The organism is Acidihalobacter sp., assembly GCF_037381185.1.
Lineage (GTDB): Bacteria > Pseudomonadota > Gammaproteobacteria > DSM-5130 > Acidihalobacteraceae > Acidihalobacter_A.
The window spans coordinates 1-21,789 of sequence record NZ_JARRQY010000065.1 but is presented as its reverse complement, the minus strand read 5'-3'; the positions used below and the strand labels follow the sequence as shown (position 1 = coordinate 21,789).

The 21,789-nt window shown below is 60.9% G+C and carries 25 protein-coding genes and 1 pseudogene; 10 read left to right on the top strand and 16 right to left on the bottom strand.

The window, feature by feature from the left end; genetic code table 11:
• The 4 genes from P8014_RS17895 to P8014_RS17880 form a co-directional block, all read right to left on the bottom strand.
• Positions 1-227 (bottom strand): transposase (locus P8014_RS17895; protein WP_337818686.1); only part of this gene is annotated, 227 nt, incomplete at its 3' end.
• A gap of 30 nt (positions 228-257) precedes the next feature.
• The gene (locus P8014_RS17890) at positions 258-911 is read right to left on the bottom strand and encodes an MBL fold metallo-hydrolase (RefSeq protein ID WP_337818685.1); all 654 of its coding nucleotides are present in this window, start codon (positions 909-911) and stop codon (positions 258-260) included.
• Between the two features lie 162 nt (positions 912-1,073).
• Positions 1,074-1,400, bottom strand: coding sequence for a hypothetical protein (locus P8014_RS17885; protein ID WP_337818684.1), 327 nt, complete (start codon positions 1,398-1,400; stop codon positions 1,074-1,076).
• Positions 1,393-1,953: a hypothetical protein gene (locus P8014_RS17880; protein WP_337818683.1), complete on the bottom strand. Its 561-nt coding sequence runs from the start codon at positions 1,951-1,953 to the stop codon at positions 1,393-1,395. Before P8014_RS17880 ends, P8014_RS17885 begins: the two co-directional genes overlap by 8 nt.
• Positions 1,954-2,144: 191 nt before the next feature.
• On the opposite strand from P8014_RS17880, the gene P8014_RS17875 reads away from it, so the two are divergent.
• On the top strand, positions 2,145-3,014 hold the full coding sequence (locus P8014_RS17875) for a LysR substrate-binding domain-containing protein (protein WP_337818682.1): 870 nt from the start codon (positions 2,145-2,147) through the stop codon (positions 3,012-3,014).
• 23 nt (positions 3,015-3,037) lie between these two features.
• Here P8014_RS17875 and P8014_RS17870 read toward each other — a convergent pair.
• The 3 genes and pseudogenes from P8014_RS17870 to P8014_RS17860 form a co-directional block, all read right to left on the bottom strand.
• Positions 3,038-3,271: pseudogene (locus tag P8014_RS17870) on the bottom strand (DUF3363 domain-containing protein); the annotation flags it as partial.
• A gap of 93 nt (positions 3,272-3,364) precedes the next feature.
• Positions 3,365-4,084: a transposase gene (locus P8014_RS17865; RefSeq protein WP_337818681.1), complete on the bottom strand. Its 720-nt coding sequence runs from the start codon at positions 4,082-4,084 to the stop codon at positions 3,365-3,367.
• Between the two features lie 112 nt (positions 4,085-4,196).
• A complete protein-coding gene (locus P8014_RS17860; RefSeq protein ID WP_337818680.1) occupies positions 4,197-4,724 on the bottom strand; it encodes an alkaline phosphatase family protein in 528 nt (175 codons plus the stop codon).
• A gap of 441 nt (positions 4,725-5,165) precedes the next feature.
• Here P8014_RS17860 and P8014_RS17855 point away from each other — a divergent pair, with 441 nt between their 5' ends.
• The 3 genes from P8014_RS17855 (at position 5,166) to P8014_RS17845 (ending at position 8,161) form a co-directional block, all read left to right on the top strand.
• Positions 5,166-6,092: an IS110 family transposase gene (locus tag P8014_RS17855; protein WP_337818679.1), complete on the top strand. Its 927-nt coding sequence runs from the start codon at positions 5,166-5,168 to the stop codon at positions 6,090-6,092.
• A gap of 132 nt (positions 6,093-6,224) precedes the next feature.
• Entirely contained in the window at positions 6,225-6,794 is a 570-nt protein-coding gene (locus P8014_RS17850) for a hypothetical protein (RefSeq protein WP_337818678.1), read from the top strand.
• A gap of 146 nt (positions 6,795-6,940) precedes the next feature.
• A complete protein-coding gene (locus P8014_RS17845; RefSeq protein WP_337818677.1) occupies positions 6,941-8,161 on the top strand; it encodes an MFS transporter in 1,221 nt (406 codons plus the stop codon).
• 667 nt (positions 8,162-8,828) lie between these two features.
• Here the strand turns inward: P8014_RS17845 and argH are convergent.
• The gene (gene argH, locus P8014_RS17840; RefSeq protein ID WP_337818676.1) at positions 8,829-10,223 is read right to left on the bottom strand and encodes an argininosuccinate lyase; all 1,395 of its coding nucleotides are present in this window, start codon (positions 10,221-10,223) and stop codon (positions 8,829-8,831) included.
• A gap of 253 nt (positions 10,224-10,476) precedes the next feature.
• Here argH and P8014_RS17835 point away from each other — a divergent pair, with 253 nt between their 5' ends.
• A complete protein-coding gene (locus tag P8014_RS17835) occupies positions 10,477-11,544 on the top strand; it encodes a histidine kinase (protein WP_337818675.1) in 1,068 nt (355 codons plus the stop codon).
• Positions 11,522-12,241 (top strand): LytTR family DNA-binding domain-containing protein, encoded by a 720-nt coding sequence (locus P8014_RS17830; protein ID WP_337818674.1) that lies wholly within the window; start codon positions 11,522-11,524, stop codon positions 12,239-12,241. Before P8014_RS17835 ends, P8014_RS17830 begins: the two co-directional genes overlap by 23 nt.
• An 18-nt stretch (positions 12,242-12,259) precedes the next feature.
• Here the strand turns inward: P8014_RS17830 and P8014_RS17825 are convergent, their stop codons facing one another.
• The 5 genes from P8014_RS17825 to P8014_RS17805 form a co-directional block, all read right to left on the bottom strand.
• Positions 12,260-13,291 (bottom strand): NAD(P)H-dependent glycerol-3-phosphate dehydrogenase, encoded by a 1,032-nt coding sequence (locus P8014_RS17825; protein ID WP_337818673.1) that lies wholly within the window; start codon positions 13,289-13,291, stop codon positions 12,260-12,262.
• Between the two features lie 38 nt (positions 13,292-13,329).
• Positions 13,330-13,800 carry a protein-export chaperone SecB gene (gene secB, locus P8014_RS17820; protein ID WP_337818672.1) on the bottom strand — a complete coding sequence of 157 codons (471 nt, stop codon included), beginning with the start codon at positions 13,798-13,800 and terminating at the stop codon, positions 13,330-13,332.
• Between the two features lie 79 nt (positions 13,801-13,879).
• Complete coding sequence (gene grxC / locus P8014_RS17815; RefSeq protein ID WP_337818687.1) at positions 13,880-14,128, bottom strand: glutaredoxin 3; 249 nt, start codon at positions 14,126-14,128, stop codon at positions 13,880-13,882.
• A gap of 23 nt (positions 14,129-14,151) precedes the next feature.
• Complete coding sequence (locus P8014_RS17810) at positions 14,152-14,577, bottom strand: rhodanese-like domain-containing protein (RefSeq protein WP_337818671.1); 426 nt, start codon at positions 14,575-14,577, stop codon at positions 14,152-14,154.
• Positions 14,578-14,632: 55 nt separating this feature from the next.
• The gene (locus P8014_RS17805) at positions 14,633-14,953 is read right to left on the bottom strand and encodes a metalloregulator ArsR/SmtB family transcription factor (RefSeq protein ID WP_337818670.1); all 321 of its coding nucleotides are present in this window, start codon (positions 14,951-14,953) and stop codon (positions 14,633-14,635) included.
• Between the two features lie 156 nt (positions 14,954-15,109).
• Here P8014_RS17805 and P8014_RS17800 point away from each other — a divergent pair, with 156 nt between their 5' ends.
• The 4 genes from P8014_RS17800 (at position 15,110) to P8014_RS17785 (ending at position 19,069) form a co-directional block, all read left to right on the top strand.
• A complete protein-coding gene (locus P8014_RS17800; RefSeq protein WP_337818669.1) occupies positions 15,110-16,291 on the top strand; it encodes a peptidoglycan DD-metalloendopeptidase family protein in 1,182 nt (393 codons plus the stop codon).
• A gap of 136 nt (positions 16,292-16,427) precedes the next feature.
• The gene (locus P8014_RS17795; protein ID WP_337818668.1) at positions 16,428-17,774 is read left to right on the top strand and encodes a S41 family peptidase; all 1,347 of its coding nucleotides are present in this window, start codon (positions 16,428-16,430) and stop codon (positions 17,772-17,774) included.
• Positions 17,775-17,795: 21 nt separating this feature from the next.
• Positions 17,796-18,596: a divergent polysaccharide deacetylase family protein gene (locus P8014_RS17790; RefSeq protein ID WP_337818667.1), complete on the top strand. Its 801-nt coding sequence runs from the start codon at positions 17,796-17,798 to the stop codon at positions 18,594-18,596.
• The gene (locus P8014_RS17785; protein ID WP_337818666.1) at positions 18,536-19,069 is read left to right on the top strand and encodes a DJ-1 family glyoxalase III; all 534 of its coding nucleotides are present in this window, start codon (positions 18,536-18,538) and stop codon (positions 19,067-19,069) included. Before P8014_RS17790 ends, P8014_RS17785 begins: the two co-directional genes overlap by 61 nt.
• A gap of 110 nt (positions 19,070-19,179) precedes the next feature.
• Here P8014_RS17785 and P8014_RS17780 read toward each other — a convergent pair whose 3' ends face one another.
• The 3 genes from P8014_RS17780 to hemC form a co-directional block, all read right to left on the bottom strand.
• Positions 19,180-19,476 (bottom strand): methyl-accepting chemotaxis protein, encoded by a 297-nt coding sequence (locus P8014_RS17780; protein ID WP_337818665.1) that lies wholly within the window; start codon positions 19,474-19,476, stop codon positions 19,180-19,182.
• Positions 19,477-19,725: 249 nt separating this feature from the next.
• Entirely contained in the window at positions 19,726-20,106 is a 381-nt protein-coding gene (locus tag P8014_RS17775; RefSeq protein ID WP_337818664.1) for a hypothetical protein, read from the bottom strand.
• A 269-nt stretch (positions 20,107-20,375) separates the two neighbouring features.
• Positions 20,376-21,323, bottom strand: coding sequence for a hydroxymethylbilane synthase (hemC, locus tag P8014_RS17770; RefSeq protein ID WP_337818663.1), 948 nt, complete (start codon positions 21,321-21,323; stop codon positions 20,376-20,378).
• Between the last annotated feature and the right edge of the window lie 466 nt (positions 21,324-21,789).

The window sequence follows — 21,789 nt, the reverse complement described above, 5'->3', positions numbered from 1 at the left end:
GCCCCTTCGTCCGACAGCCCGAAGCACTGCTGGGCAATGTAGAGCCGCAGCATGCGCTCTAGCCCAATCGGCGGACGCCCCCGCCGGCCGCTCTTCGGGTAGTGCGGCTCGAGCGCCTCGACCAGCGCCGCCCAGGGCACGAGCTGCTCCAGATCACCCAGAAACCGATCCCGGCGCGTGCGCTTCTTCTTGGCCACGGATTCCAGATCCGAAAAGCTCGATTGCATGGCGATCAACCCAACTGTGACGACGGCTCATTATCTCAGACTCACGACCAGCACAGACGCCTCAGGCGAATAAATCAGCGCTTCCCTAACAACATCCAACAGTTTGGATCGTGTTTCGGCGGAGAGAATCGGATCTTGGTCGAATGCAATGGACACGCCGGGACGAGCAATCTGGATCTGGGAAAAATGAACGATATCCCCCCAAACCAGCAGACTACGATCATGGGATTCGATGCGATAACCGGAATGACCTGCGGTATGTCCCAGAAGGGGCATCGCACTGATACCAGGGAGAACTTCGCTATCAACAAACGTGCGCGTCTTCTCCCGATACTGATCGAACACCTTCCGGGCAAACAGAAAGTTTCCGCGAGCGCGCTCACTCGCTCGGCTGAGATTGCTATCGTCCTCCCAGAAAGAGACCTCATGCTGGTGGACCACCAACTCTGCATCGGGAAAGGCTGCTTCCCCTGACGAGTCAAGCAGCCCCCCAACATGGTCGGGATGTGCATGGGTCAGAAGAATGGTGTCAATGTCGGCGGGCTGCACCCCAGCGAGCGCGAGATTTGCCTTCAACTTGCCGCCCCACTGCTTGAATCCGCCAGCCCCCGCGTCGATGAGAATCGTGCGGCCCCTTCCGCGCACCAGGTAACAGTTGATGTGGATCGAGGATGGGTCGCTCACGCCTGCGTCCTGCTGCAACTTGGACGCCTCCATAGGACCGATATTGGAGAGAAGATCTAGACTTGCGGAAAGGTATCCGTCACTGATGGCCGTGATCTAAAACTCGCCGATCTGTTGGCTTGGAAATTTCATTTTTTTCATTGCGGCGCTCCTTGTGCGTCATCAGTTCCGCGCGTAGATGGCAGGGGCCGGATAGCCGAAGCAACGGATGCGCGCCGTTAGCCCCGTATGGCGCTTTATGGCCTCATCCAGTCGCGTCATGAAGGCGTCCATGACCGATGGCGTTCTGAGCGGTTCGAGGCGGTACTTGATTTCCGCGTAAGCAGGATGCCCGCGCCCCTGGCGAGCAGCGACATAGACGACATGCACGTTGTCCAGCGCAGCCTGGAGGACGTTCGTACAAAGCCGAGCGCATCGTTCGGTGAGTTCCGCCAGATTCGCTTCGGGCGGCATCTTTTCCGCCTGGATGAAGATCGTCAGGTTAGGCATGTCGGTTCTGTCCCTGCGTCTGGGGCACTGCGTCATTGCCACTCGTCAATTGCGCGGTCATCGGGGCATAGAGGTGCACGTCCTTCGGAAGGGTTTCCACACTGAGACTGATGGAGCTATCCAGCTTCGCCAACCACCTGTTTTTAGGAAATTTCTCCAATGCGACGGCCCGCATCAGATCAGGCTTGAGCCCCATCTCGATGAGCGGCTCGGGACCGACTGCGCTCACGATCAGATGGTCTCCTTCACCGATGGCAGGCGCGCGTTCCAGGCCGCCATAAAGATTGCGGTGCCAATCGGTGATGTGCTGCTGCCAACGAGCGAAATTGCCGCCACCCTTCTGGCGGTACTCATCGCCCTCAAGCACGGCCAGACCGTCGATTGAGTGCATGGCTAGGTAGACGGAACAGCCAGGGCTCAACGCCTTGAAGCGTTGCGAAGTATGGAATCCGCTTACTGAAATGAGCGCGGGCAGCTTTTCCAGGCTGTAGAAATCATTCCACTCTGCTTCGCTGGCTGGGTTGGCAAAGCTGCATTCGACGGTATAGATCATGGATCACTCGCTACCGGACTTCTTGTGCATCCGGCCCTCTTTGTTGATGTTCCGTCATGGTATGGCCTTGATATCCGCGCATAAAACGATTATTCGGTATGCTTCAGTGATAAAAGATCAAGCTAAGCTGGATCGCCAGCTTCAGAACGGGAACGCTCATGCGAAGGAAGATCCCCAGCAGCACGGCACTGATGGCATTCGAAGTGGCTGCGCGCCACGGCAGCTTCGCGCGCGCGGCAGAGGAACTGTCTCTGACTGAAGGAGCCATCAGTCGCCAGATTGGCAGGCTGGAAGCCTTCCTCGGGGTCACGCTGTTCGAGCGGGTCGGCAATCGTGTACGCCTCCTGCCCAACGGAGAGCGTTACGCGGCCCAAGTCCGCGAATCGCTTGACCGCCTGGATCGGGACAGCCAGTACTTGATGGGGCAGCCGAGCGATGGCGCGAGCCTGGACATTGCCACCATCCCGACGTTCACGATGCGATGGCTCATTCCTCGCTTGTCAAGATTCCAGCAGAAGCATCCGAACATCACTGTGCATCTTGCCGAGCGCATGGACCCCTTCGTCCTAGCCGGGAGCGGGTTTGATGCCGCCATCCATTTCGAGCACCCAGCGTGGACGGGAATGCGGACTCACCAGCTTTTGCATGAAGTGCTGGTTCCGGTTTGCCATCCTGAACTTCTGACAGGACGCAAACGAAAAACCGCACTGGACGAATTACCGCGTCTGCACCGACGACAGAACCCGGAAGCTTGGCTTCAGTACTCCCAGGAGACGGGAACCCCGCTGACCAATCCTGCAATTGGTGCACGCTATGACCTCCATGGAATGTTGATAGAAGCCGCATTAGCCGGCCTCGGTGTTGCGCTAGTACCGCGCCTGTACGTTGAAACCGAACTTGCGCTAGGAAATCTGGTGGCCCCGTGGCCAGAGGGGAAAACCATTTCCAAAACCTTCTGCCTCATCCTCCCCGAGCCCATTGGATTGAGCAGAGAGCCAATACAAGCGTTTGCTCAATGGCTGCTCGACGAAGCGAAAAAGGGAACAACGGTTGACTCGTAGGAAATATCTTTTCTCCATTGTTATCAGATAGACGGGCCACGTTGCCGCCCAATCTCCCAAGACACACCGCCGCCGCGCACCGTGGCGGCAAGCTGCTGCCCCAGCCGCTGCTCGATCACGGGGTGCCACGGCACCAGGCTGAATCCCATGCCGTCATCAAGCATCGCGTAGCGCCCGCTCGCCAGCATGACGGAGCACCGGTAGATGCCGGCCACGCGTTGCCCGTCCGTGGCAGGCCGATGCTCCAGGCCGGTTTCGAGAACCTATAGGGTCAGACTCGATAGAACCTATAGGGTCAGACTTGATTGATACGAGAACCTATAGGGTCAGACTCGATAGAACCTATAGGGTCAGACTTGATTGATATGCCTTTCTCGGTATTGCACCGAGCGGCGATCACCGCCTTTGGACTTGGGCGCGGCTTGGCGCTCAGCCAATTTCTCAATCTCCTGCCTGAATCGATCATTGCCCAACGCCCAGGCTTTGTTGGTAGCATCGCGGATTTCCGACAAGGTCGCCTCTGGAATACGGGCCTTAAACAAAGCGCGATAAGCGGCTTGGCGCTCCTCCGCCGTACCCCCCAGACGCTGATAAAGGGCGTGCGGTTGGACTAACGGCTCCGCTTTCCCCTTTGCATTGTGAGGATAGCTGGAATAGGGATACTCCGACGGGTGCGCCACCATGCCGGCGCGTACAGGGTTGAGTTCGATATAGCGCATGCAGGTGAGCAGATACTGTTCGCTATCGATCACTGTAGCCCGGTAACGCCCTTCCCACAGAGTGCCCGTGCGCTCATAGGTGTAGTTGAAATACTGCACGTAGCAGCGCCCGAGCGACTGCATCAGTTTGCCGATGCCATCGGCGGTATACGGGGTTAGCAGAACGTGTACGTGATTGCTCATCAGCACGTAGGCATGCACAGCGCATTGCAGCCGCTGGCTGATATCCCTGAGTTTGTTCAAGTAGAACTGGTAATCCGCGTCGTCGGCAAAGATGACACTGCGGTTGTTGCCGCGCTGGATGACGTGTTGCGGCTGGCCGGGGATAACATAGCGCGGCAGACGGGGCATTCGCGTTCCAAAGCGTCAATTTACGCTATAAGTTAGCAGTAAAATCTAGATCAATCGAGTCTGACCCTATTGTTATAGATCAATCGAGTCTGACCCTATTGTTACACTATTGTTACACTATTGTTACATGCCAGTTGGTCCAGGGATTGTGCTTGCGTGCGTAGATGAAAGCCCCCGGGTTACTCCGAGGCACAGCGTTGTACGAATACTTCCCGTCCGAAAAGTAAGCGAGCGAGCCAACCGACGGCAGCGATTGCGAGTAGGCACGGAAGGTGTAGCCCCGGTGGATCAACGCCGCGGCGACGTTGCCCGAGGTCAGCGGCTTCTGCGTTGCCGGACTCATACTCGAACCGGGCACCGGACGGTCGTTCGTGACGCCCTGATCGCCACCCGAAAACAGGTCGAGATAGTTAGGCTGGCTCGGATGCTGGACGCCATGTGAATTCGTCAGCAACAGTCCACCGGCGATCAGCGTCTTGTTGAGGTATGGCATGTTCGGATTGCCGGCGATCTGGCCGGAACCGTGATTTTCCTCGACCACGATGACGACATGGCTCGGCGTAAACTTCGCGAAGGCTGAGGCGGAGAATCCCGCCAGGCCGCTCAAGATGCCGATGAGACCCAAAGCTGCGGTGCGCATAAACCCTCCGGGAGAAAGCAGACCCGGTTCATGCTAAGCCACATTATTACGAGCGACGTTGAAGTCCGGCAATCAAGTGCTCTTCATCGAGCTCTCCAAAGGCTGTGGATTACAACACCAGCCCCCGAACCTTCTCGCAAGCCTCTTGTCTGCTGCCGGCAGACAACACCCATCGCAAGACCCTTCCCCATCGAAAGAGCCTGGGGATGAGCTATTCCAGGAAGCTAGCGCTAACCAGGTATAAATTCTAGACCTCGAACCGTGAACTTGCCGTTGAAAATCATGAGGCTGTAGATGATGAAGCGGCCGGGTCGGCTGAGGCTGGTGAGACCTTAGGCGACAGAGCCTGTGGGTCAGATAAGTCCGCCGACCCGTTGTCTCGTTCATCGATTCCGAAGGGTAACTTAGGCCGCACAGTCTGTGCAGAGTCTGGATACGAGGATGGACAAGATGAATGAGCAGGCCGTGGGTATTGATGTGTCGAAAGCCAAACTCGACATTTGTGTCATCAGCGGCGAGAAACTCAAGACCAAGGTGCTGAGCAACACCGCCACCGGACATGGCGAACTGCTGCGGTGGTTGTCGCAACGCAAGCTGGCGGCCGATACGCCGATCGTGCTGGAAGCCACCGGCCCGTACAGCGAATCGGTGGCCATCGCCTTGGCCGATGCCGGCTGGGCGGTCAGCGTGGTCAATCCGGCGCGTGTCGCCGGCTTTGCCCAGAGTGAGCTGAGCCGCAACAAGACCGACCGGGCCGATGCCAAGCTGTTGGCCCGGTTCGCGCAGCGGGCAGCGCTTGTTGTCTGGGAGCCGCCGAGCGAGGCCGTGCGTGAGCTGAGGGCCTTGGTCGATCGGCTGCAGGCACTGATCGACATGCGCCAGCAGGAACTCAATCGGCTCGAAGCCCTCGAGCAGGGGCCGGCCGCCAACGTCAGTGCCATGGTCAAAGAGCACGTGGCCTGGCTCGATGAGCAGATCCGCAAGCTGCAGGGCTCGATCGACGACCACATCGACGGCCATCCCGAACTCAAGCAAGACGCACAGCTGATGCAAAGCATCCCGGGCATTGGAAACAGGACCGCCGCGCAGTTCCTGGCCTACATCGGCGACGTGCGCCGGTTCGTCGCCACGCGTCACAACCCGGTGATCATCGCGCTGGCCAAGCGCCTGCAGCACAAGGGGCTGGCGCCCAAAGCCATCGTCGGGGCGAGCATGAGAAAACTCGTGCACCTGATCTACGGGGTGATCAAATCAGGACAGCCGTTCCAGGCTGAAATCCCGCTGCGAGCACTTGAAATCCAAGAGGGTATCTCGAACCGTGACCCCGAACCGCGGACCCCGAACCGCGTGACCCCGAACCGCGCGTGACCCCGAACCGCGCGCGAACCGCGCGTGTAAATTCTAGACCTGACCCCGAACCGCGCGTGCAGCAAGCGTAAGAGTTTCAGGAATCGCGTCAAACGCTTCCTCCACCCTGCGGATGAGCATGTCGCGGCCACCATGCCCACGGATGCCTCGCGCGCCCGCGCCTCGACCGGCAACCCAATTGCTGGCACCGCAGCGCCACGCACCGAGCACAAATTCGCCGAGCATGCGGAAGCGGACATCCTCTCGACCGTCTATGCCGATTTTCTCTCCGAGAACGTCGATCAACTGCCTCTGTGCTCGCAAGGAGGCAAGCTCGGAGTGATCGTACAGGACGGAACTGCCTGCGTAGGCCACAATCCTTCGCGTCTGAAAGAAACGCCTGTCCCACTCCGCGTCCATCGATCGGAGCGAGGCCAAAAGAGCCTCTCTCAGGAAGCTGAAAAGGCGCCCCTGCACGTCGCGGTCGCGAACCTCATCTATATAAGCCTCCCAGAACTCGGCTTCGGTAGCTATGGCTGCGTCCTCTTTCGAAGCGAAGTAGCGGAAGAAGGTTCTCTTCGAGACGTCCACGCGATCGACCAGTTCATCGAGAGTCGTCGCAGCAAAGCCATTCTCGGCAAAAAGCTCAAGAGCAGTGTCGGCGAGCGCACGCCGGGTGCGAAGTTTCTTTCGTTCCCTAAGTGGCAACCGACTGTCGTCTGAGGTGCTGGCGCTAGGTTTCATACCGTAACTTAATCATATCGCGGCTGGAGCGCAATTGCGTCCAATCATAAAACGCCACTTGTTGACATTTTACATCCAGGAGCACACTCTTCCCCAAACGTTTCGTCTCGCCTAGAAGAATGTCCATGCATGCAATGCCGGTTATCGACAGAGAAGACGCCCGAGAAGCTCAAATCCCTTATCGCGTTGCGCTGACGCTGCTGCTGCTCGCCTCGACGCTCGCAGTGATGGCCGGATCCGCCATCGCACCAGTCGTGGAACTCATGCGCGGCGATCTCGGGGTAGACGGAACGGCGGCCGGCCTCATTCTCACTATGCACGGGCTTGTTATTGCCATCATCAGCCCGCTGGCAGGCTGGATGATCGACCGATGGGGTGTGCGCGCGCCACTGGCCGGCGGCCTGCTACTCTACGGGCTGGCCGGCAGTGCGGGGATCGTTACATCCAGCTATTCGGCATTAATCGTCAGCCGTGCGATCTTCGGCATCGGAGCGGCGTTCGTTTTCGCCGGAACCACAGTCGCGATGCTGTCGCTTTATCGCGGTGCAATCCGCGATCGTGTCATGGGGTGGCGTACCACGGCGACCAGCTTAGGTGGCGTTCTCTTTCCCATCATTGGCGGCGGCCTGGCCACGGCTTTCTCGTGGCATGCCACCTTCGGTCTGTACGCTGTAGGCGTGCCCCTGGGACTCACCGCACTGGCCGTCATTCCCAGGTACGGGAGTGAACCAAGTCTGGAACAAGACAAGGGCTCCCTCCTTACCCTACTCCTCAGGCCAGCCCTTATCGCCGTTTACTTCCTAGTCGCAACGCAGGCTGTAATGCTTTATGCCCTGGCGGTCTTTCTGCCGCTGCGGCTGAGCGAACTCGGCCTCACGGCACCGGTTTTAGTCTCGCTCTACATAGCTTTGATGGCGGCGACGTCCAGCATTGTCGGGGTCGTCTTCGGGTGGCTAGGGAAGCGCTTTTCCTATCTTACCCTCCTGCGGCTAACCGCTTTGATGTGGGTTCTCGCCTTCCTGACCCTCGGCACGTCCGGTGACTTCATCGTGCTCGCCGTTGCGAGCGCCATGCTCGGTATCGGCAATGCTCTGGCGTTTTCCACTACTTCCGTCCTGATCGACGACTACGTGCCGGAGTCTCTACTCGGACGCGCCATGGCCGTGTTCAGCACGTGCATGTTTCTCGGTCAATTCGTCTCGCCTCTTCTGTTGGGACCCCTGATGGAAGCGACCTCGATCACAACCGGCTATCTCGTCTTGTCCGGCAGCGCTGCCATCATCCTGGCGGCTCTGCTTGTTCTGCGCAGCGAGACCAGGACACAACCAAACACCGATGAAGGTTAAGAGCGGGGCATCAAGAGGGTATCTGACCCCATTTTGCGTTCATTTCTTTCTTATCGTTTACCATATTACTTAGGCCTTGTTTATCACACAGAAATCGAAAATCGCTAAAATAGGAACCTTAAAATCGGAGTAAGGTCTTGCATTTTTCCCTACCGCTAATAACTGCAGCCCATTAATCAGAAAAAAATCGAGGTCAAAAAGACAAAACGCAAGACCTCACCCTGACATGCGGGGACTAACGCCTGAATTAGCTCGCACGAACGTCGACATAGACTTCAACGAAGAGAGGCGAACTCCCATGGATAAGAATTCGAATTCTGGCTTTCCCTTCCTCAGAAATAACTTCTTTTCGTTCTTCGGCAGCTCGCACAACCTTGGCAAAGCCCTCCAAAAAGTCCGCTACGCCATTCTCGACTTGAGCTGCCCCCCTCACGAGATTCTTCAGGTCTAGGACCACGCTCAGAATCGCTTGAGCTCTTGAAAGGCGTCAACGTAGCGAACCAACCCGACGGCTGTAATGCCAACGCCAATACAGCCACCAATATTCCAAATAGCAGCAGTCCAGTGGAATTCGGGGCCAGGTCTTGTCTTTTGCCTACGCCAAAGTCGCATAGGCAAGCGGTAGTCTTGCCGATTTCATTCTAATCCGGGTAAACATGCGCCGTGATTATTCGTTCTCCAACGCCGCCTTCGCTTCCCTGATCCGCGCCCGCACCGCATCCGGCGCAGTCCCGCCATAGTGCCCGCGCGCAGCAACCGAGCCTTCCAGCGTCAGTACCTCGTAGACGCTCGCCTCGATCTCCGAACTGAAGTGCTGCAGTTCCTCCAGCTTCAGTTCGCTCAGATCGCAACCGAGTTCAATCCCACGGCGCACGGCCTTCCCGACGACTTCGTGCGCGTCGCGGAACGGCACGCCCTTGCGCACCAGGTAGTCGGCGAGATCCGTCGCCGTGGCGTAGCCCTGCATGGCGGCGGCGCGCATGCGCTCGCGGTTGACCTCGATGGCGGGGACCATATCGGCGAAGGCGCGCAGGCTGCCGCGCACGGTGTCGACGGCGTCGAACAGGGGTTCCTTGTCTTCCTGGTTGTCCTTGTTGTACGCCAGCGGCTGGCCCTTCATCAGGGTGAGCAGGCTGATGAGGTCGCCGTTGACGCGGCCGGTCTTGCCGCGCAGCAGCTCGGGCACGTCGGGGTTCTTCTTCTGCGGCATGATGGAGGAGCCGGTGCAGAAGCGGTCGGGCAGCTCGATGAAGCCGAACTGCGCCGAGGACCACAGGATCATCTCCTCGGAGGCGCGGGAGAGATGGGTCATGATCAGCGCCGCGTCGGCGCAGAACTCGATGGCGAAGTCGCGGTCGGAGACAGCGTCCAGCGAGTTGGCGGCCACGCCGTCAAAGCCGAGCAGGCTGGCGGCGTAGGCGCGGTCGATGGGGTAGGTGGTGCCGGCCAGGGCGGCGGCGCCCAGCGGCATGACGTTGACCCGGCGGCGGGCGTCGCGCAGGCGCGCGCTGTCGCGCGCAAGCATTTCGTACCAGGCCAGCATGTGGTGGCCGAAGGTGACGGGCATGGCCACCTGCAGGTGCGTGAAGCCGGGCATGATGGTGTCCGCCTCGCGCTCGGCCAGCTCCAGCAGGCCGGTGCGGGCGCGGACCAGCTCGGCGAGGATGTGGTCGATTTCCTCGCGCAGCCAGAGGCGGATGTCGGTGGCGATCTGGTCGTTGCGCGAACGGCCGGTGTGGAGCTTCTTGCCGGCGGCGCCGATGCGATCGGTGAGCCGCGCCTCGATGTTCATGTGCACGTCTTCGAGGCCGACCTCCCAGCGGAACTCGCCGGCTTCGATCTCGGCCTGGATGGCTTCCAGCCCATCGCAGATGGCGTCGCACTCGGCGTCGGTCAGCACGCCGACGTGGGCGAGCATGCGCGCGTGCGCCATGGAGCCGTGGATGTCATGCCGATAGAGTCGGCGGTCGAAGTTCACCGAGGCGGTGAAGGCCTCCACGAAGGCGTCGGTACTTTCGCTGAAACGCCCGCCCCAGAGCTTGTCGGCACTCGATTCTGACATGTCTACCTCAATGACTGATTGATAGGAGGCAGTATACGCAACATGCGTGCTGCGCCGTAGCGACCGCCCGGCCGTTCGCCTGCGCCGCTTGCGTTTGCGGCGCTTCTCGCCGACCATCCCGAAATTAGGGGATCGGCAGGCGAGCACAGGAGCGGAGTTATGGGTGTACATGAGCATCCGAGGATGCTGTCGACGCCCTAACGTGCCGCATGTGTTGAGTTTCACCAGCCTGCGATGTTGCCCGGGGCTACCTATGCATACCAACGACAAAATGCCCGCCGGCTTTCTGCCCGACTTCTGCCGGGATTCGACGCTGCTGCTGGTGGTGGTGATCGCCGAGTTGCTGGCGGTGGTGCTGGCGCTATCGAGCTGGCCGCTCGCGCCGTTCTGGCGCACGCTGGCGCTGACCTCGCTGTTTGTGCAATGGATCGCGCTCAGCTCCGTGGCGGTGCTGTGCCGCCTGCGCGCCCGGCTGGAAAAACTGAGCCCAGCGCGCGAGGCGACGTTCGCCTATCTGATCGTGCTCGGGCTCACCCTGCTGTTCTCCGTACTCAACGCGGCGTTCTTCGACTGGGTCGTACACCCCAACGCGGTCGACCTGGAGCGCGACCTGGCGTTCGTGCTGCGCAACGCGATGGTCAGCGCCATCGTGGCCGCGGTGGGTCTGCGCTATCTCTACGTGCAGCACGACTGGAAGCTGGGCGTGGAGGCACGCATGGATGCGCGGCTGCACGCGCTGCAGGCGCGCATCCGGCCGCATTTTCTGTTCAACAGCATGAACACCATCGCCGCGCTGATCCGCAGCCGCCCAGCCGATGCGGAGAACGCGGTCGAGGATCTGTCGAGCATGTTTCGCTCCGTGCTGCGCGAAGGAGAGTGGGCCCGCCTCGGCGACGAACTCGAGCTGACCCGCCACTATCTGGCGCTGGAGACCCTGCGCCTGGGCGAGCGGCTGCAGGTGGAATGGGCGCTGGATATCGACGAGGACGATGAGGAACTTCCCATACCGGCGCTGAGCCTGCAGCCGCTGGTCGAAAACGCCGTCTATCATGGTATACAGCCCAACCCGGACGGCGGTTGCGTGCACATCGCCATCGCCCGCGACGCCACGCACCTGCGGCTACGCGTAGAGAACCCGCAGCCGCAGGTGCAATCGGGCCCCGCGCACGACGGCCAGGGCATGGCCCTGGGCAATATCCGCGAGCGCCTGGAACTCGGCTACCGCGGCGCGGCGATGAACATTCGCGCCGAGCCGGAACGTTTTACCGTAGAACTGTCATTGCCACTGGAGGCCGCCGATGCGCGTAATGATCGTCGATGACGAACTGCCGGCCCGCGAGCGTCTCAAGGCGCTGCTCACTGACAGCGGGGAGGACGAGGTCTGCGGCGAGGCGTCCACCGGCGAGACGGCGCTGCGCATCGCCGCCGAATGCCGCCCGGAGGTGGTTCTGATGGACATCCGCATGCCGGGCATGGACGGGCTGGAAGCGGCGCGCGAGCTGGCCAAGCTGCATCCGGCGCCGGCGGTGGTGTTCACCACAGCCTACGATCAGCACGCCCTGGCCGCCTTCGAGACGCGCGCGGTGGACTACCTGCTCAAACCCGTGCGACGCGAGCGCCTGGAGGAGGCGTTGGATCGCGTGCGCGAACGGAACAGCACCTCGAGCGCGCCGACCGAGCAACCCGGACGGGCCCACATCTGCGCGCGCGGGCGCAAGCGCGTCGAGCTGGTGCCGATCGAGGACGTCATCTACCTGCAGGCGGAGCAGAAGTACATCACCGTGCGCCACCCCGAGGGCGAGGTGCTGATCGAAGAGCCGCTCAAGGCGCTGGAAACGGAATTCGGCGACCGCTTTACGCGCATCCACCGCAATGCGCTGGTCGCACGGGAGTATATCTCCGGGCTGGAACGCGACCGCGCGGGCCATCTCTATGTGACGTTCAAGCACATCGACGACCGCTTGGAAGTCAGCCGCCGCCACGCGGCCGCGCTGCGCGAACTGATTCTGAAGCTATAGGGCCGGGCGGCCGGCTGTTCAGCCCGTCCCGAGCGTACCGGCCTCGGACTTGGGCTCGCGCGCCAACAGCCGGCGGACCGCATCCGGCGCGGCGTCGCCCTCGTACAGCACTCTATGCACCTGCTCGCAGATCGGCAGTTCCACCGCATAGCGCTCCGCCAGACGCATCACGCTGCGGGCGGTGGTGGCGCCTTCGACGGCCTGGCCGATGTGCTCCAGCGCCGCAGCCAGCGGCGTGCCACGGCCTAGCGCCAGACCCAGACGGCGGTTGCGCGACTGGTCGTCGGTGCAGGTCAACACCAGATCGCCCAGCCCTGAGAGCCCCATCAAGGTCTCGATGCGCGCTCCAGCAGCCTGATACAGCCGCGACAGCTCGGCCAGCCCACGGGTAATCAGCGCCGCGCGCGCATTGGCGCCCATGCCGAGGCCATCGGAGATGCCCACGGCGATCGCCAGCACGTTCTTCAGCGCGCCGCCCAATTCGACGCCGATCATGTCCGCGCTGGTGTAGGCGCGCAGCTGCGAGCCGTGCAGCCAGCCGGCAACGGTGTCGGCGAAGCTGCCGGGGCGGGCGGCAACCGTGACGGCGGTGGGCAGCCCTCGGGCCACTTCGCGGGCGAAGGTGGGGCCGGAGACGACGGCCTGCTCGACATTTCCCAGACTGCGCTCGACCACGCTGTCGAGCGTGTCCGCGGTATCCAGCTCCAGACCCTTGGTCAGGGAAACGATGCGGGCGCCCGGCTGCAGGCGTCCGCGCAGGCCGGCAAGAAAGGCCGGGAAGGCGGCACTGGGAACGGCGACGATCAGATCACGCGCTTCGGCCAGCACCGCATCGAGGTCGGCGCAGGGCTCGACGCCCTGCGGCAGCTCGATATCGCCCAGATAGCGTTCGTTGCGGCGCGTTACGGCAATGCGTTCGATCTGCTCCGCGTCGCGCCCCCACAACAGGCAGCGATGACCGTTGCGCGCGGCCAGCATAGCCACGGCCGTCCCCCACGAGCCGGCGCCGAGCACGGCCAGCGGGGATGCGGAGTCCGTGACCTCAACCATGGCGCGCTTGGACCGTCACGACGCCACCCGCAGAATGCTCAGTGGCTGATGATGGGCTGCGCCTGCTCGCCCTGCTGCTCGAGCTGCTGCATGTAGAGCGCGTCGAAGTTGATCGGCGCCAGCAGCAGCTGCGGGAAACCGCCCTTGGTGACGAGATCCGATACCGCCTCGCGGGCGAAGGGGAACAGCAGATTGGGGCAGTAGCTGCCGAGCAGATGGCCCTGATGCTCTTCGGGAATGTTCTCCAGGGTGAACACGCCGGCCTGCTTGATCTCGACCAGATAGACGGTCTGCTCGCCGACCTTCGCCGTCACCGTCAGCTGCAGCTCGACTTCCCAGTTGGTGTCGTCCAGCGCCTGATGCGCCACCTGCAGCTGCACCTCGACCTCCGGCGCCCAATCCCGGGTGAAGACCTGCGGCGCGTCCGGCGACTCGAAGGACAGATCCTTGAGGTAGATTTTCTGCAGGCCGAACTGTTGCTCGGCTTCGGTGTTGTTCGTTTCGCTCATGATGTCGTCCACGACTGTGGTGATGAAGGGAGGCTATGGTAACGCCTGGCCGGACAATGAAAAACCGTCTGGCAGGCTGTCAGGGTCGTTCGCCGGCCAGCAGCGCGTCCAGCTCGCCGGCGCGCTCGAGAGCGGCCATGTCGTCATAGCCGCCAACGTGAGTCTCGCCGATGAAGATCTGCGGCACGCTGGTGCGCCCGCTGCGCGCTTCCATCTCGGCGCGCAGATCCATCCGCCCCTCGATGCGCAGCTCCTCGAACTGCACGCCCTTGTGTTCCAGCAGGTGGCGCGCCCGGATGCAGTAGGGGCACCAGGCGGTGGTATACATCACCACCGGCACATGCCCATCGCTCACCGCTTGCGCACCGGCAGGTTGGCTTCGCGCCAGGCCAGGATGCCGCCGCGCAGATTGACCACCTTCTCGAAGCCGGCCTTGCGCAGCTTGCCGCAGGCGCGCGAGGAACGCGCACCGCTGCGGCAGTAGGCGATGATGGTCTTGTCGCGATGCTTTTCCAGCTCGCGCAGGCGCTGGTCGAGCGCGCTGAGCGGGATGTGCTTGGCCTTGCCGATGGTACCGTCGCGCAACTCGTTGTCTTCGCGCACGTCGAGCACCATGGCGTCGTCCTGGTTCATGAGGATGACGGCCTCGCTCGCGCCGAGGTGTTTCACCCCGCTGGTGAGGCGCTGCAACTCGGTCCATGCGATAGCCGCAATAACCGCGGCCAGCGCCACGAAGAGCAGGGGATGGTTGCCGACAAATTGCAGGTATTCTTGCATGGACACAGCGCCTCTGAACGATCAGCGGCGAACTATAGCCCAGGCAGCGGGCCGCTTACACCCCGCTGCTGCAGAATACGTCCTGCATCATGCTGATCAGACGCAGCGTACGGTGGTCGCTGACGCGATAGAAGACCTTGTTGGCGTCCTTGCGTGCAGCCAGGATGCCCTTGTCGCGCAAAATCGCCAGATGCTGGGAAATGTTGCTCTGAGACGTCCCGACGCTGTCGACGATGTCCTGGACACTGACTTCCTGATCACCCAGGGTACACAGAATCTTGAGCCGCAGAGGATGCGACATCGCCTTCAGCGAACGCGAAGCGCGATCGATATCCTGGTCCTGGGTCATCAACTCCTGATGAGTGGTTGCATTCATGTCTATCCTGCTCGCCTGCTTCACTTGATACGTCAAGTTCTTATATTAGCACCTATTTATGAGTTGGCATTGCAAATGCCTTCCCTGCGCCGGGTTGGAGCCCTGGGCACCGGCTCGCGTAGAATGCCTCGCCGTACCGTTCACCGCGATGTCGCCGTGTCCCCTTTCTGCCGGTCATGTCTGAGCACCCTGTTGTGTCTGCTGCTCTGCGGCGGGCTGAGCGCTCGCGCGCAGGCCTCGGACACCGCGCAGAAACTCGAGTCAATCCAGTCGAGCATTCAGCGCGTCACCCGTCAGCTGGAGTCTGCCCAGGGCCGGCGCGGCAAACTGGAAGCAGACCTCAGGAATGCCGAGCAGGCCATCGCCCAGGCCGCCAATAATCTGCACGACACGCAGGACCAGCTCACCTCGCAGCGCCAGCGCCTAGATCGCCTGGACCAGAAGGCCACCAAGCAGCAACAGGCGCTGCAAACGCAGGTCGACAGACTCCGTGCGCAGGTCGATTCGGCCTACCGCATGGGACGCCAGCCGGCCATCAAGCTGTTTCTGAATCAGGAAAATCCGGCCCGACTTGGCCGCATGCTGGCCTATTTCGACTACCTCAACCATGCCCGGCAGAACGTCATGGCATCGGCGCGCAAGAAACTGGCCGGCCTGATCGCAACCCGCCAGCAGGTCGATGCGGAGAAGCGCGAACTGCAGAAGACGCTGACCGAACAACGTTCGCAGCAGGCCGCACTGAAACAGGCCGAGCAGACGCGCCGCGGGGCGCTGGCGAAGCTGGACCAGGTGATCGGCAACAAGCGCAGCCGCCTCAAGGATCTCAAGGCGAACGAGCGGCGCCTGCAGAACCTGCTGTCCTCGGTCGGGCAGGCCGTGGTCAACGACTCCTCGCTCAACGCGCTGTCGCAAAAACCGTTCTACCAGTTGCGCGGACGCCTGCCCTGGCCGACCAACGGCAGGCTGCGCGTGCGGTTCCACGCACTACGCAGCGGCAGCGACGGTTCGCTGCGCTGGCAGGGCGTGTTCATCGGCGCTCCCAAGGGACAGCCGGTACGCGCGATAGACGCCGGACGCGTGGTGTTCGCCAACTGGTTGCGCGGCTACGGCCTGCTGCTGATCATCGACCACGGTCACGGCTACATGAGCCTTTACGGACACAATCAAGCCATCTACCGACGTGTCGGCACCTGGGTTCGCCCCGGCGAGATCGTCGCCAGCGTCGGCGACAGCGGCGGGCTGAATGCCGATGGCCTGTATTTCGCCATTCGCTACAAGGGCAGGGCGCTGGACCCCTCGCGCTGGTGCCGAGGCCAGCCGAAGCTGGCGCATAAATGAAATGCCGGACGCCAGTCGGCGGCCCGTCGGGCATTCCGTCTCGCCGTGGCCCGGCTTCGGCCACCGAAGTGTTAGAATCGCCCAAGTCTGTCCCTCGCGCCCGCCCGCCGGACGCGCATCCCCTGGGAGTCACTGCATGAAAGCTCGCTATCGCGCCGTATTCGCGCTTCTCGCCGGCCTCGCCATAGGCGCCGGATCAGCCTCCTTCCTCAGCGTTCCCGCCGCGGCCGCGACCAACGGCGATTCCGCGACGGCGGCCAAGAGCGTCGACGGGCTCCCGCTCAACGAGCTGCGCACCTTCGTCGAGGTCATGCAGCGGGTGAAGCAAGATTACGTCAAGCCGGTCAGCGACAAGGAGCTGCTGGACAACGCGATCCGCGGCATGCTGACCGGGCTGGATCCTCATTCGGCCTATCTCGACGCCAAGAGCTTCCGCCAGCTGCAGATCGACACTACCGGCCAGTTCGGCGGCCTCGGCATCGTCGTCGGCACGGAGAACGGCTATATCAAGGTGGTCTCTCCCATCGACGGCACCCCGGCGCAGAAAGCCGGCATCAAGACCGGCGACATCATCATCCGCATCGACGGCACCTCGGTGCGCGACATGAATCTCGACCAGGCCGTGAAGATGATGCGCGGCAAGCCCGGCACCAAGGTCAAGCTCGACATCGTGCGTCCCGGCGCCTCGAAGCCGATGAGCGTCACGCTCAAACGTGAAGTCATCCGCGTCGACAGCGTGCGCAGCCACATGCTCGAACCAGGCTTTGCCTATGTGCGCATCACCAGCTTCCAGTCCGGCACCACGGCCAGCCTGCACAAGGCACTGCGCACGCTCGCCAAGGAAAACAAGGGCCCGCTCAAGGGTATCGTGCTCGATCTGCGCAACAATCCCGGCGGCGTGCTCAACGCGGCGGTGGGTGTGTCCGACACGTTCCTCAACAAGGGGCTGATCGTCTACACCAAGGGCCGCATCGCCGACTCCGACCTGCGCTATAGAGCGCATCCCGGCGACATGCTCCACGGCGCGCCCATCGTGGTGCTGGTCAACGGCGGCACCGCCTCGGCGGCGGAAATCGTCTCCGGCGCACTGCAGGACAACCATCGGGCGATCATCGTCGGCACACGCACCTTCGGCAAAGGCTCGGTGCAGACCATTCTGCCGCTGTCGCGCGACACCGCGGTGAAGATCACCACAGCGCTGTATTTCACGCCCAACGGCACTTCCATCCAGGCCGAGGGGATCAAACCGAACATCGTGGTCGACCCGCTACGGGTGGGCAAAGTGAACAACGGCGGCGTCGGCATGCTGCGCGAAGCCGATCTTTCCGGCCATTTGAACAATCCCGATGGCACGCCCAAGGCCGGCGCCAAGAAGTCCAACGGCGACCCCAGCCTGGCGCAGCGCGATTTCCAGCTGTACGAGGCGCTGACCGTGCTCAAGAGCCTGGCCTTCACGCACCAGAAAGCGACTGCGGCAGGCTGAGACCGGCCGACGCCAGATAACATGCGCCCAAGCATCTGGCTGCTCGGCCTTCTGATCTGCGCCTGTGCACTGAGCGCGCAGGCGGCCGAGGTCGCAATCATCATCGACGACCTCGGCTACGAGCATCTGCCGAGCAAACGCGCGGTCGACCTGCCCGGACCGGTCACGCTGGCCTTTCTGCCGCACACGCCTTATGCCGACGTGCTCGCCAAACGCGCACTGCGCGAGGGCAAGCAGATCATGCTGCACCTGCCCATGCAGAGCGTGGCGCCACACGCGCTGGGACCGGGGGGGCTGACCCTGGCCATGGGGCGGGCGGATTTCGCACGCACGCTGCGCGACGACCTTGCCTCATTGCCCCATGTCTCGGGCATCAACAACCACATGGGCAGCCTGCTCACGCAGCACCCCGGCGACATGGACTGGCTGATGAAGGACATCGCCGGAATCGGCGGCCTGTACTTCGTCGACAGCCGCACCACGCCGAACTCGGTGGCGCTGGACGAGGCGCGGCGCATGGGCGTGCCTGCAACGTCGCGCAATATCTTTCTCGATGCGATTCCGGACGACGCCGACTTCGTGCGCAAGCAACTTCGAGAGCTTATCCACATCGCCCGCAGGGACGGCACGGCGGTTGCCATCGGCCACCCCTATCCGACTACACTGGACGTACTGGCGACCGCGATCCCGCGGCTGCGCGAAGAAGGTATCCGACTCGTGCCGGTCAGCCGGATCATCGCCGCACAAAGCAGGAGTCCACAATGGCGCGCGTACTCGTCCCCCTCGCCCAAGGCTGTGAAGAACTCGAAGCCGTCACCCTGATCGATCTGCTGCGCCGCGGCGGTATCGAGGTGATCGCCGCCGGCCTGGATGCTGGCCCGGTGCGCTGTTCGCGCGGCACCGTCATCGTTCCCGACGCCGCCCTGGCCACCGTGCTGAACGAATCCTTCGACATGATCGTGATGCCCGGCGGCCTGCCGGGCGCCGATCACCTGCGCGATGACGAACGCATCGCCGGGCTGCTGCACCGCACGCTGGAGAGCGGCGGCAAGGTGGCGGCGATCTGCGCCGCCCCGAAAGTGCTGGAAAAAGCCGGGCTGCTTGAGAACCGCCGTTTCACCGCCTTCCCGGACGCGGTCGAGAAGGGTGGCAGCGGCAGCCCCATGGAAGTCGACGGTCCGATCCTCACTTCGCGCGGACCGGGCACGGCTATGGATTTCGCGCTGGAGTTGATCGAACAGCTCACCGACCGCGCGAACCGCGAGCGCGTGGAGACGGCTCTGCAGCGCCCCTGAACCGATGGCCGGACACGGCGGGAAGGAAGCCCGCCGGATCAAATAGGGGAAAGCGGTTTGAACGGCCCCCGAACGACAACATCCAGGGGCTTGCACAGCACGGACGACTATCAGTCCGTCTTGAACCTGGACACCATGCGGTTCAGTTCCTCCGCCGCATCGGCCATTGCCTGTGAATTGCCCTTGGCCCGCCCGGCGACGCCGTTCAGATGCTGCGTATCCTCGTGCACCTGGTGAATGTTGCGGTTGATCTCTTCCGCAACCTGGTGCTGCTCCTCTGCCGCCGCCGCGATCTGGGTGTTCATATCGTGGATGTCGGAAACGGATTGGTGGATCCCGCTGAAGCTGTCATCGACCGAGCGGGTTGCTCCGACCTCCTGTTCGGAGGCACCGAGGCTGAGCTGCATCTGTTCCGAGACCTCATCAACTGTAGCTAGGAATTAATTCTGAGATCTTCGAACCATTGTGAATCAGTGTGTTACGGACACTGTCAACTATATAATTGTGTGAACATTTCAGATCCGCTGAAGCTGCAGTTTTGTTGACCCTGTATATATATATGAACTAGGCAAAGGCCGAAATTTTCCAGCTCAGGCAAGCACTTCATTGCTTATCTCCCCCAGCAGGCCGGACACACATCATCATTGCCTCGGGGCTTAGTCCGAGGATTGCGACTCACCCACTTCACCGTCCGGTTCGACTTGCCTGTGTTCCCTTTCCACTTGATCGAGTCGTTGCATGAGGGCCAAGAGCCCAACGACCATAAACCCCCCGGAGATGCCGTCAACTCCGTGTGCGATAGATCCGAAATGGGGGGAGATGACACTGGCCAAGATTTCAAAGCCGGCAAGCATGGCCCCTACTGCCAATGCGAACTTTTCCCACCGTTGCATGAGACGATATGCGACCTTGACGTTGCCAAGTCGTTGCTCGGCTCTCAATTTTCGGAACTGATTGATCGCTATCCAGACCAACGGAATGAGCAGAAAAATAGAGATTGCGGCGATGGTTAGATCGACTTTCCAATAGGTGTGCATAATGCGCTCTGTGCTGTTTGTTCTTCGTGTTGTGCGTCACTGCCCATTCTAGGGCGGGCGCTAAATTAAGGAGCTACTGGATGAACGGCGGGCTCCAGTAGGTCTGGCAATCGTGTCAGTTCCCCTGCGAGTACAGCCGCAACGACCGCCTTTATGGATCGCTCAGATTGGCCACTTTCTTGGCTGTAGCAATACGACCCAACAGCTGTAGGATGGGGGGTGTCGCAGCTACTGACATAGGATCAGATCGCCTCAGATATCCTCATTCCCTAAAGCGGCTGGGCAGAATCGGTTTCTTTCAATTCAGTAAGCGCTACTGCTTTCAAGAGTTCCCCAGCGCCTTTTTCTATGAGGCGCATAGCTAGAACCGTCCCCATAGCAGTTGCTTTATTCAGGCGCGTCGTCTCATAGCCTCGAATTGAATAGGTTCCATCTGTGCTGGTCACTGTTACGTTCAAGTGAAAAATATCGTCTACCCACCAGCCATGTACCCCGACGGGAAGGTTGCATCCCGCCTGCAGGCCATGTAGAAGCGCGCGTTCCGCTTCTATTTCGGCCCTACTTCGAGAACACTCAAATGACTTTAGCATCTTGATTAGTTTGCTGTCAGAACTGCGACACTCGATACCGAGTGCTCCTTGACCAACTGCGTATGGGAATACAATTGGCGACAAGATTTCCATAGACTCGTCAAGAAGACCTAACCTCTTCAATCCAGAAGCAGCTAGCAGTGTGCCATCTATGCCTTCCTTTTTTGCTGCTTTCCGCAAACGAGGCGGTACATTACCTCTTATCAGTCGAATATTGATATCAGGGAAGAGAGACAGCAGCTGCGCCGAGCGTCGAATTGATCCTGTGCCGATAGTGCAGTCTGACTTAATATCCTCGAGACGTATTCCGCAGAGTACGTCTCGTGGATCTTCACGCTTGGGAATCGAAGCCAAGACCAGTTGCTCAGGCAGTGTGGTCGGCAAATCCTTCAGAGAATGAACGACGATATCCACCTCGTGGGCGATCAAGGCTGCCTCACCGCTTTTTGTGAAGACTCCAATGCCACCAATGTCCTGAAAACTTGAGTTTCTATCGGAATCCCCGATCGACCCTACTTGCACGAATTGAGTGTCTGCAGTGGGATCTGCGCGCCTAATGCAATCAGCCACAAACCGGGCTTGCCACATAGCAAGTGCACTGCGGCGCGTACCAATACGAATTTTCATAAGCAATCTACCTTACAGCTTGTACCGAAAATTGTTGGGTGAGTAGATTTACGGATTATTAGGTTAACGCATACTAAGGAGTTAACAATGCTCTTGAGTGAGCAGCATATTGTGAGCATGCGTGGACGTATAGGCATTATACAAGCGACTATTTCAATCAGTAGGGGGAGTTCGTTTCTCCAATCCTGCTGTTACTAATGGCTAACAGCCGTGATGCAACGACAAAATGTGTGAAGCGTTCAAGTGCATCCTCTATTTCGCTATTGATGATTGCCTGCAGTAGAGTCTACCCAAGACATCCGCGCGTCTGGAATGGTCTGTCACTATTTGATTGGCTTGAGCCCGAATTGAACCGCCCCGGTTTTCGCGGAGGCTGTTGGGTTTAAGTTAAGCGGCAATGGGGATTGGCTGCCCGAGTTGCCGGTAGTAGTTTGCCTCAGCTTCTGCGGGCGGGATATAGCCCAGG

Coding starts and splice junctions, on each gene's coding strand:
- P8014_RS17885 (WP_337818684.1), bottom strand. CDS start 1,400: ATGCCTAACCTGACGATCTTCATCCAGGCGGAAAAGATGCCGCCCGAA.
- P8014_RS17880 (WP_337818683.1), bottom strand. CDS start 1,953: ATGATCTATACCGTCGAATGCAGCTTTGCCAACCCAGCCAGCGAAGCA.
- P8014_RS17875 (WP_337818682.1), top strand. CDS start 2,145: ATGGCATTCGAAGTGGCTGCGCGCCACGGCAGCTTCGCGCGCGCGGCA.
- P8014_RS17865 (WP_337818681.1), bottom strand. CDS start 4,084: ATGCCCCGTCTGCCGCGCTATGTTATCCCCGGCCAGCCGCAACACGTC.
- P8014_RS17860 (WP_337818680.1), bottom strand. CDS start 4,724: ATGCGCACCGCAGCTTTGGGTCTCATCGGCATCTTGAGCGGCCTGGCG.
- P8014_RS17855 (WP_337818679.1), top strand. CDS start 5,166: ATGGACAAGATGAATGAGCAGGCCGTGGGTATTGATGTGTCGAAAGCC.
- P8014_RS17850 (WP_337818678.1), top strand. CDS start 6,225: ATGCCCACGGATGCCTCGCGCGCCCGCGCCTCGACCGGCAACCCAATT.
- P8014_RS17845 (WP_337818677.1), top strand. CDS start 6,941: ATGCATGCAATGCCGGTTATCGACAGAGAAGACGCCCGAGAAGCTCAA.
- argH (WP_337818676.1), bottom strand. CDS start 10,223: ATGTCAGAATCGAGTGCCGACAAGCTCTGGGGCGGGCGTTTCAGCGAA.
- P8014_RS17835 (WP_337818675.1), top strand. CDS start 10,477: ATGCATACCAACGACAAAATGCCCGCCGGCTTTCTGCCCGACTTCTGC.
- P8014_RS17830 (WP_337818674.1), top strand. CDS start 11,522: ATGCGCGTAATGATCGTCGATGACGAACTGCCGGCCCGCGAGCGTCTC.
- P8014_RS17825 (WP_337818673.1), bottom strand. CDS start 13,291: ATGGTTGAGGTCACGGACTCCGCATCCCCGCTGGCCGTGCTCGGCGCC.
- secB (WP_337818672.1), bottom strand. CDS start 13,800: ATGAGCGAAACGAACAACACCGAAGCCGAGCAACAGTTCGGCCTGCAG.
- grxC (WP_337818687.1), bottom strand. CDS start 14,128: ATGTATACCACCGCCTGGTGCCCCTACTGCATCCGGGCGCGCCACCTG.
- P8014_RS17810 (WP_337818671.1), bottom strand. CDS start 14,577: ATGCAAGAATACCTGCAATTTGTCGGCAACCATCCCCTGCTCTTCGTG.
- P8014_RS17805 (WP_337818670.1), bottom strand. CDS start 14,953: ATGAATGCAACCACTCATCAGGAGTTGATGACCCAGGACCAGGATATC.
- P8014_RS17795 (WP_337818668.1), top strand. CDS start 16,428: ATGAAAGCTCGCTATCGCGCCGTATTCGCGCTTCTCGCCGGCCTCGCC.
- P8014_RS17790 (WP_337818667.1), top strand. CDS start 17,796: ATGCGCCCAAGCATCTGGCTGCTCGGCCTTCTGATCTGCGCCTGTGCA.
- P8014_RS17785 (WP_337818666.1), top strand. CDS start 18,536: ATGGCGCGCGTACTCGTCCCCCTCGCCCAAGGCTGTGAAGAACTCGAA.
- P8014_RS17780 (WP_337818665.1), bottom strand. CDS start 19,476: ATGCAGCTCAGCCTCGGTGCCTCCGAACAGGAGGTCGGAGCAACCCGC.
- P8014_RS17775 (WP_337818664.1), bottom strand. CDS start 20,106: ATGCACACCTATTGGAAAGTCGATCTAACCATCGCCGCAATCTCTATT.
- hemC (WP_337818663.1), bottom strand. CDS start 21,323: ATGAAAATTCGTATTGGTACGCGCCGCAGTGCACTTGCTATGTGGCAA.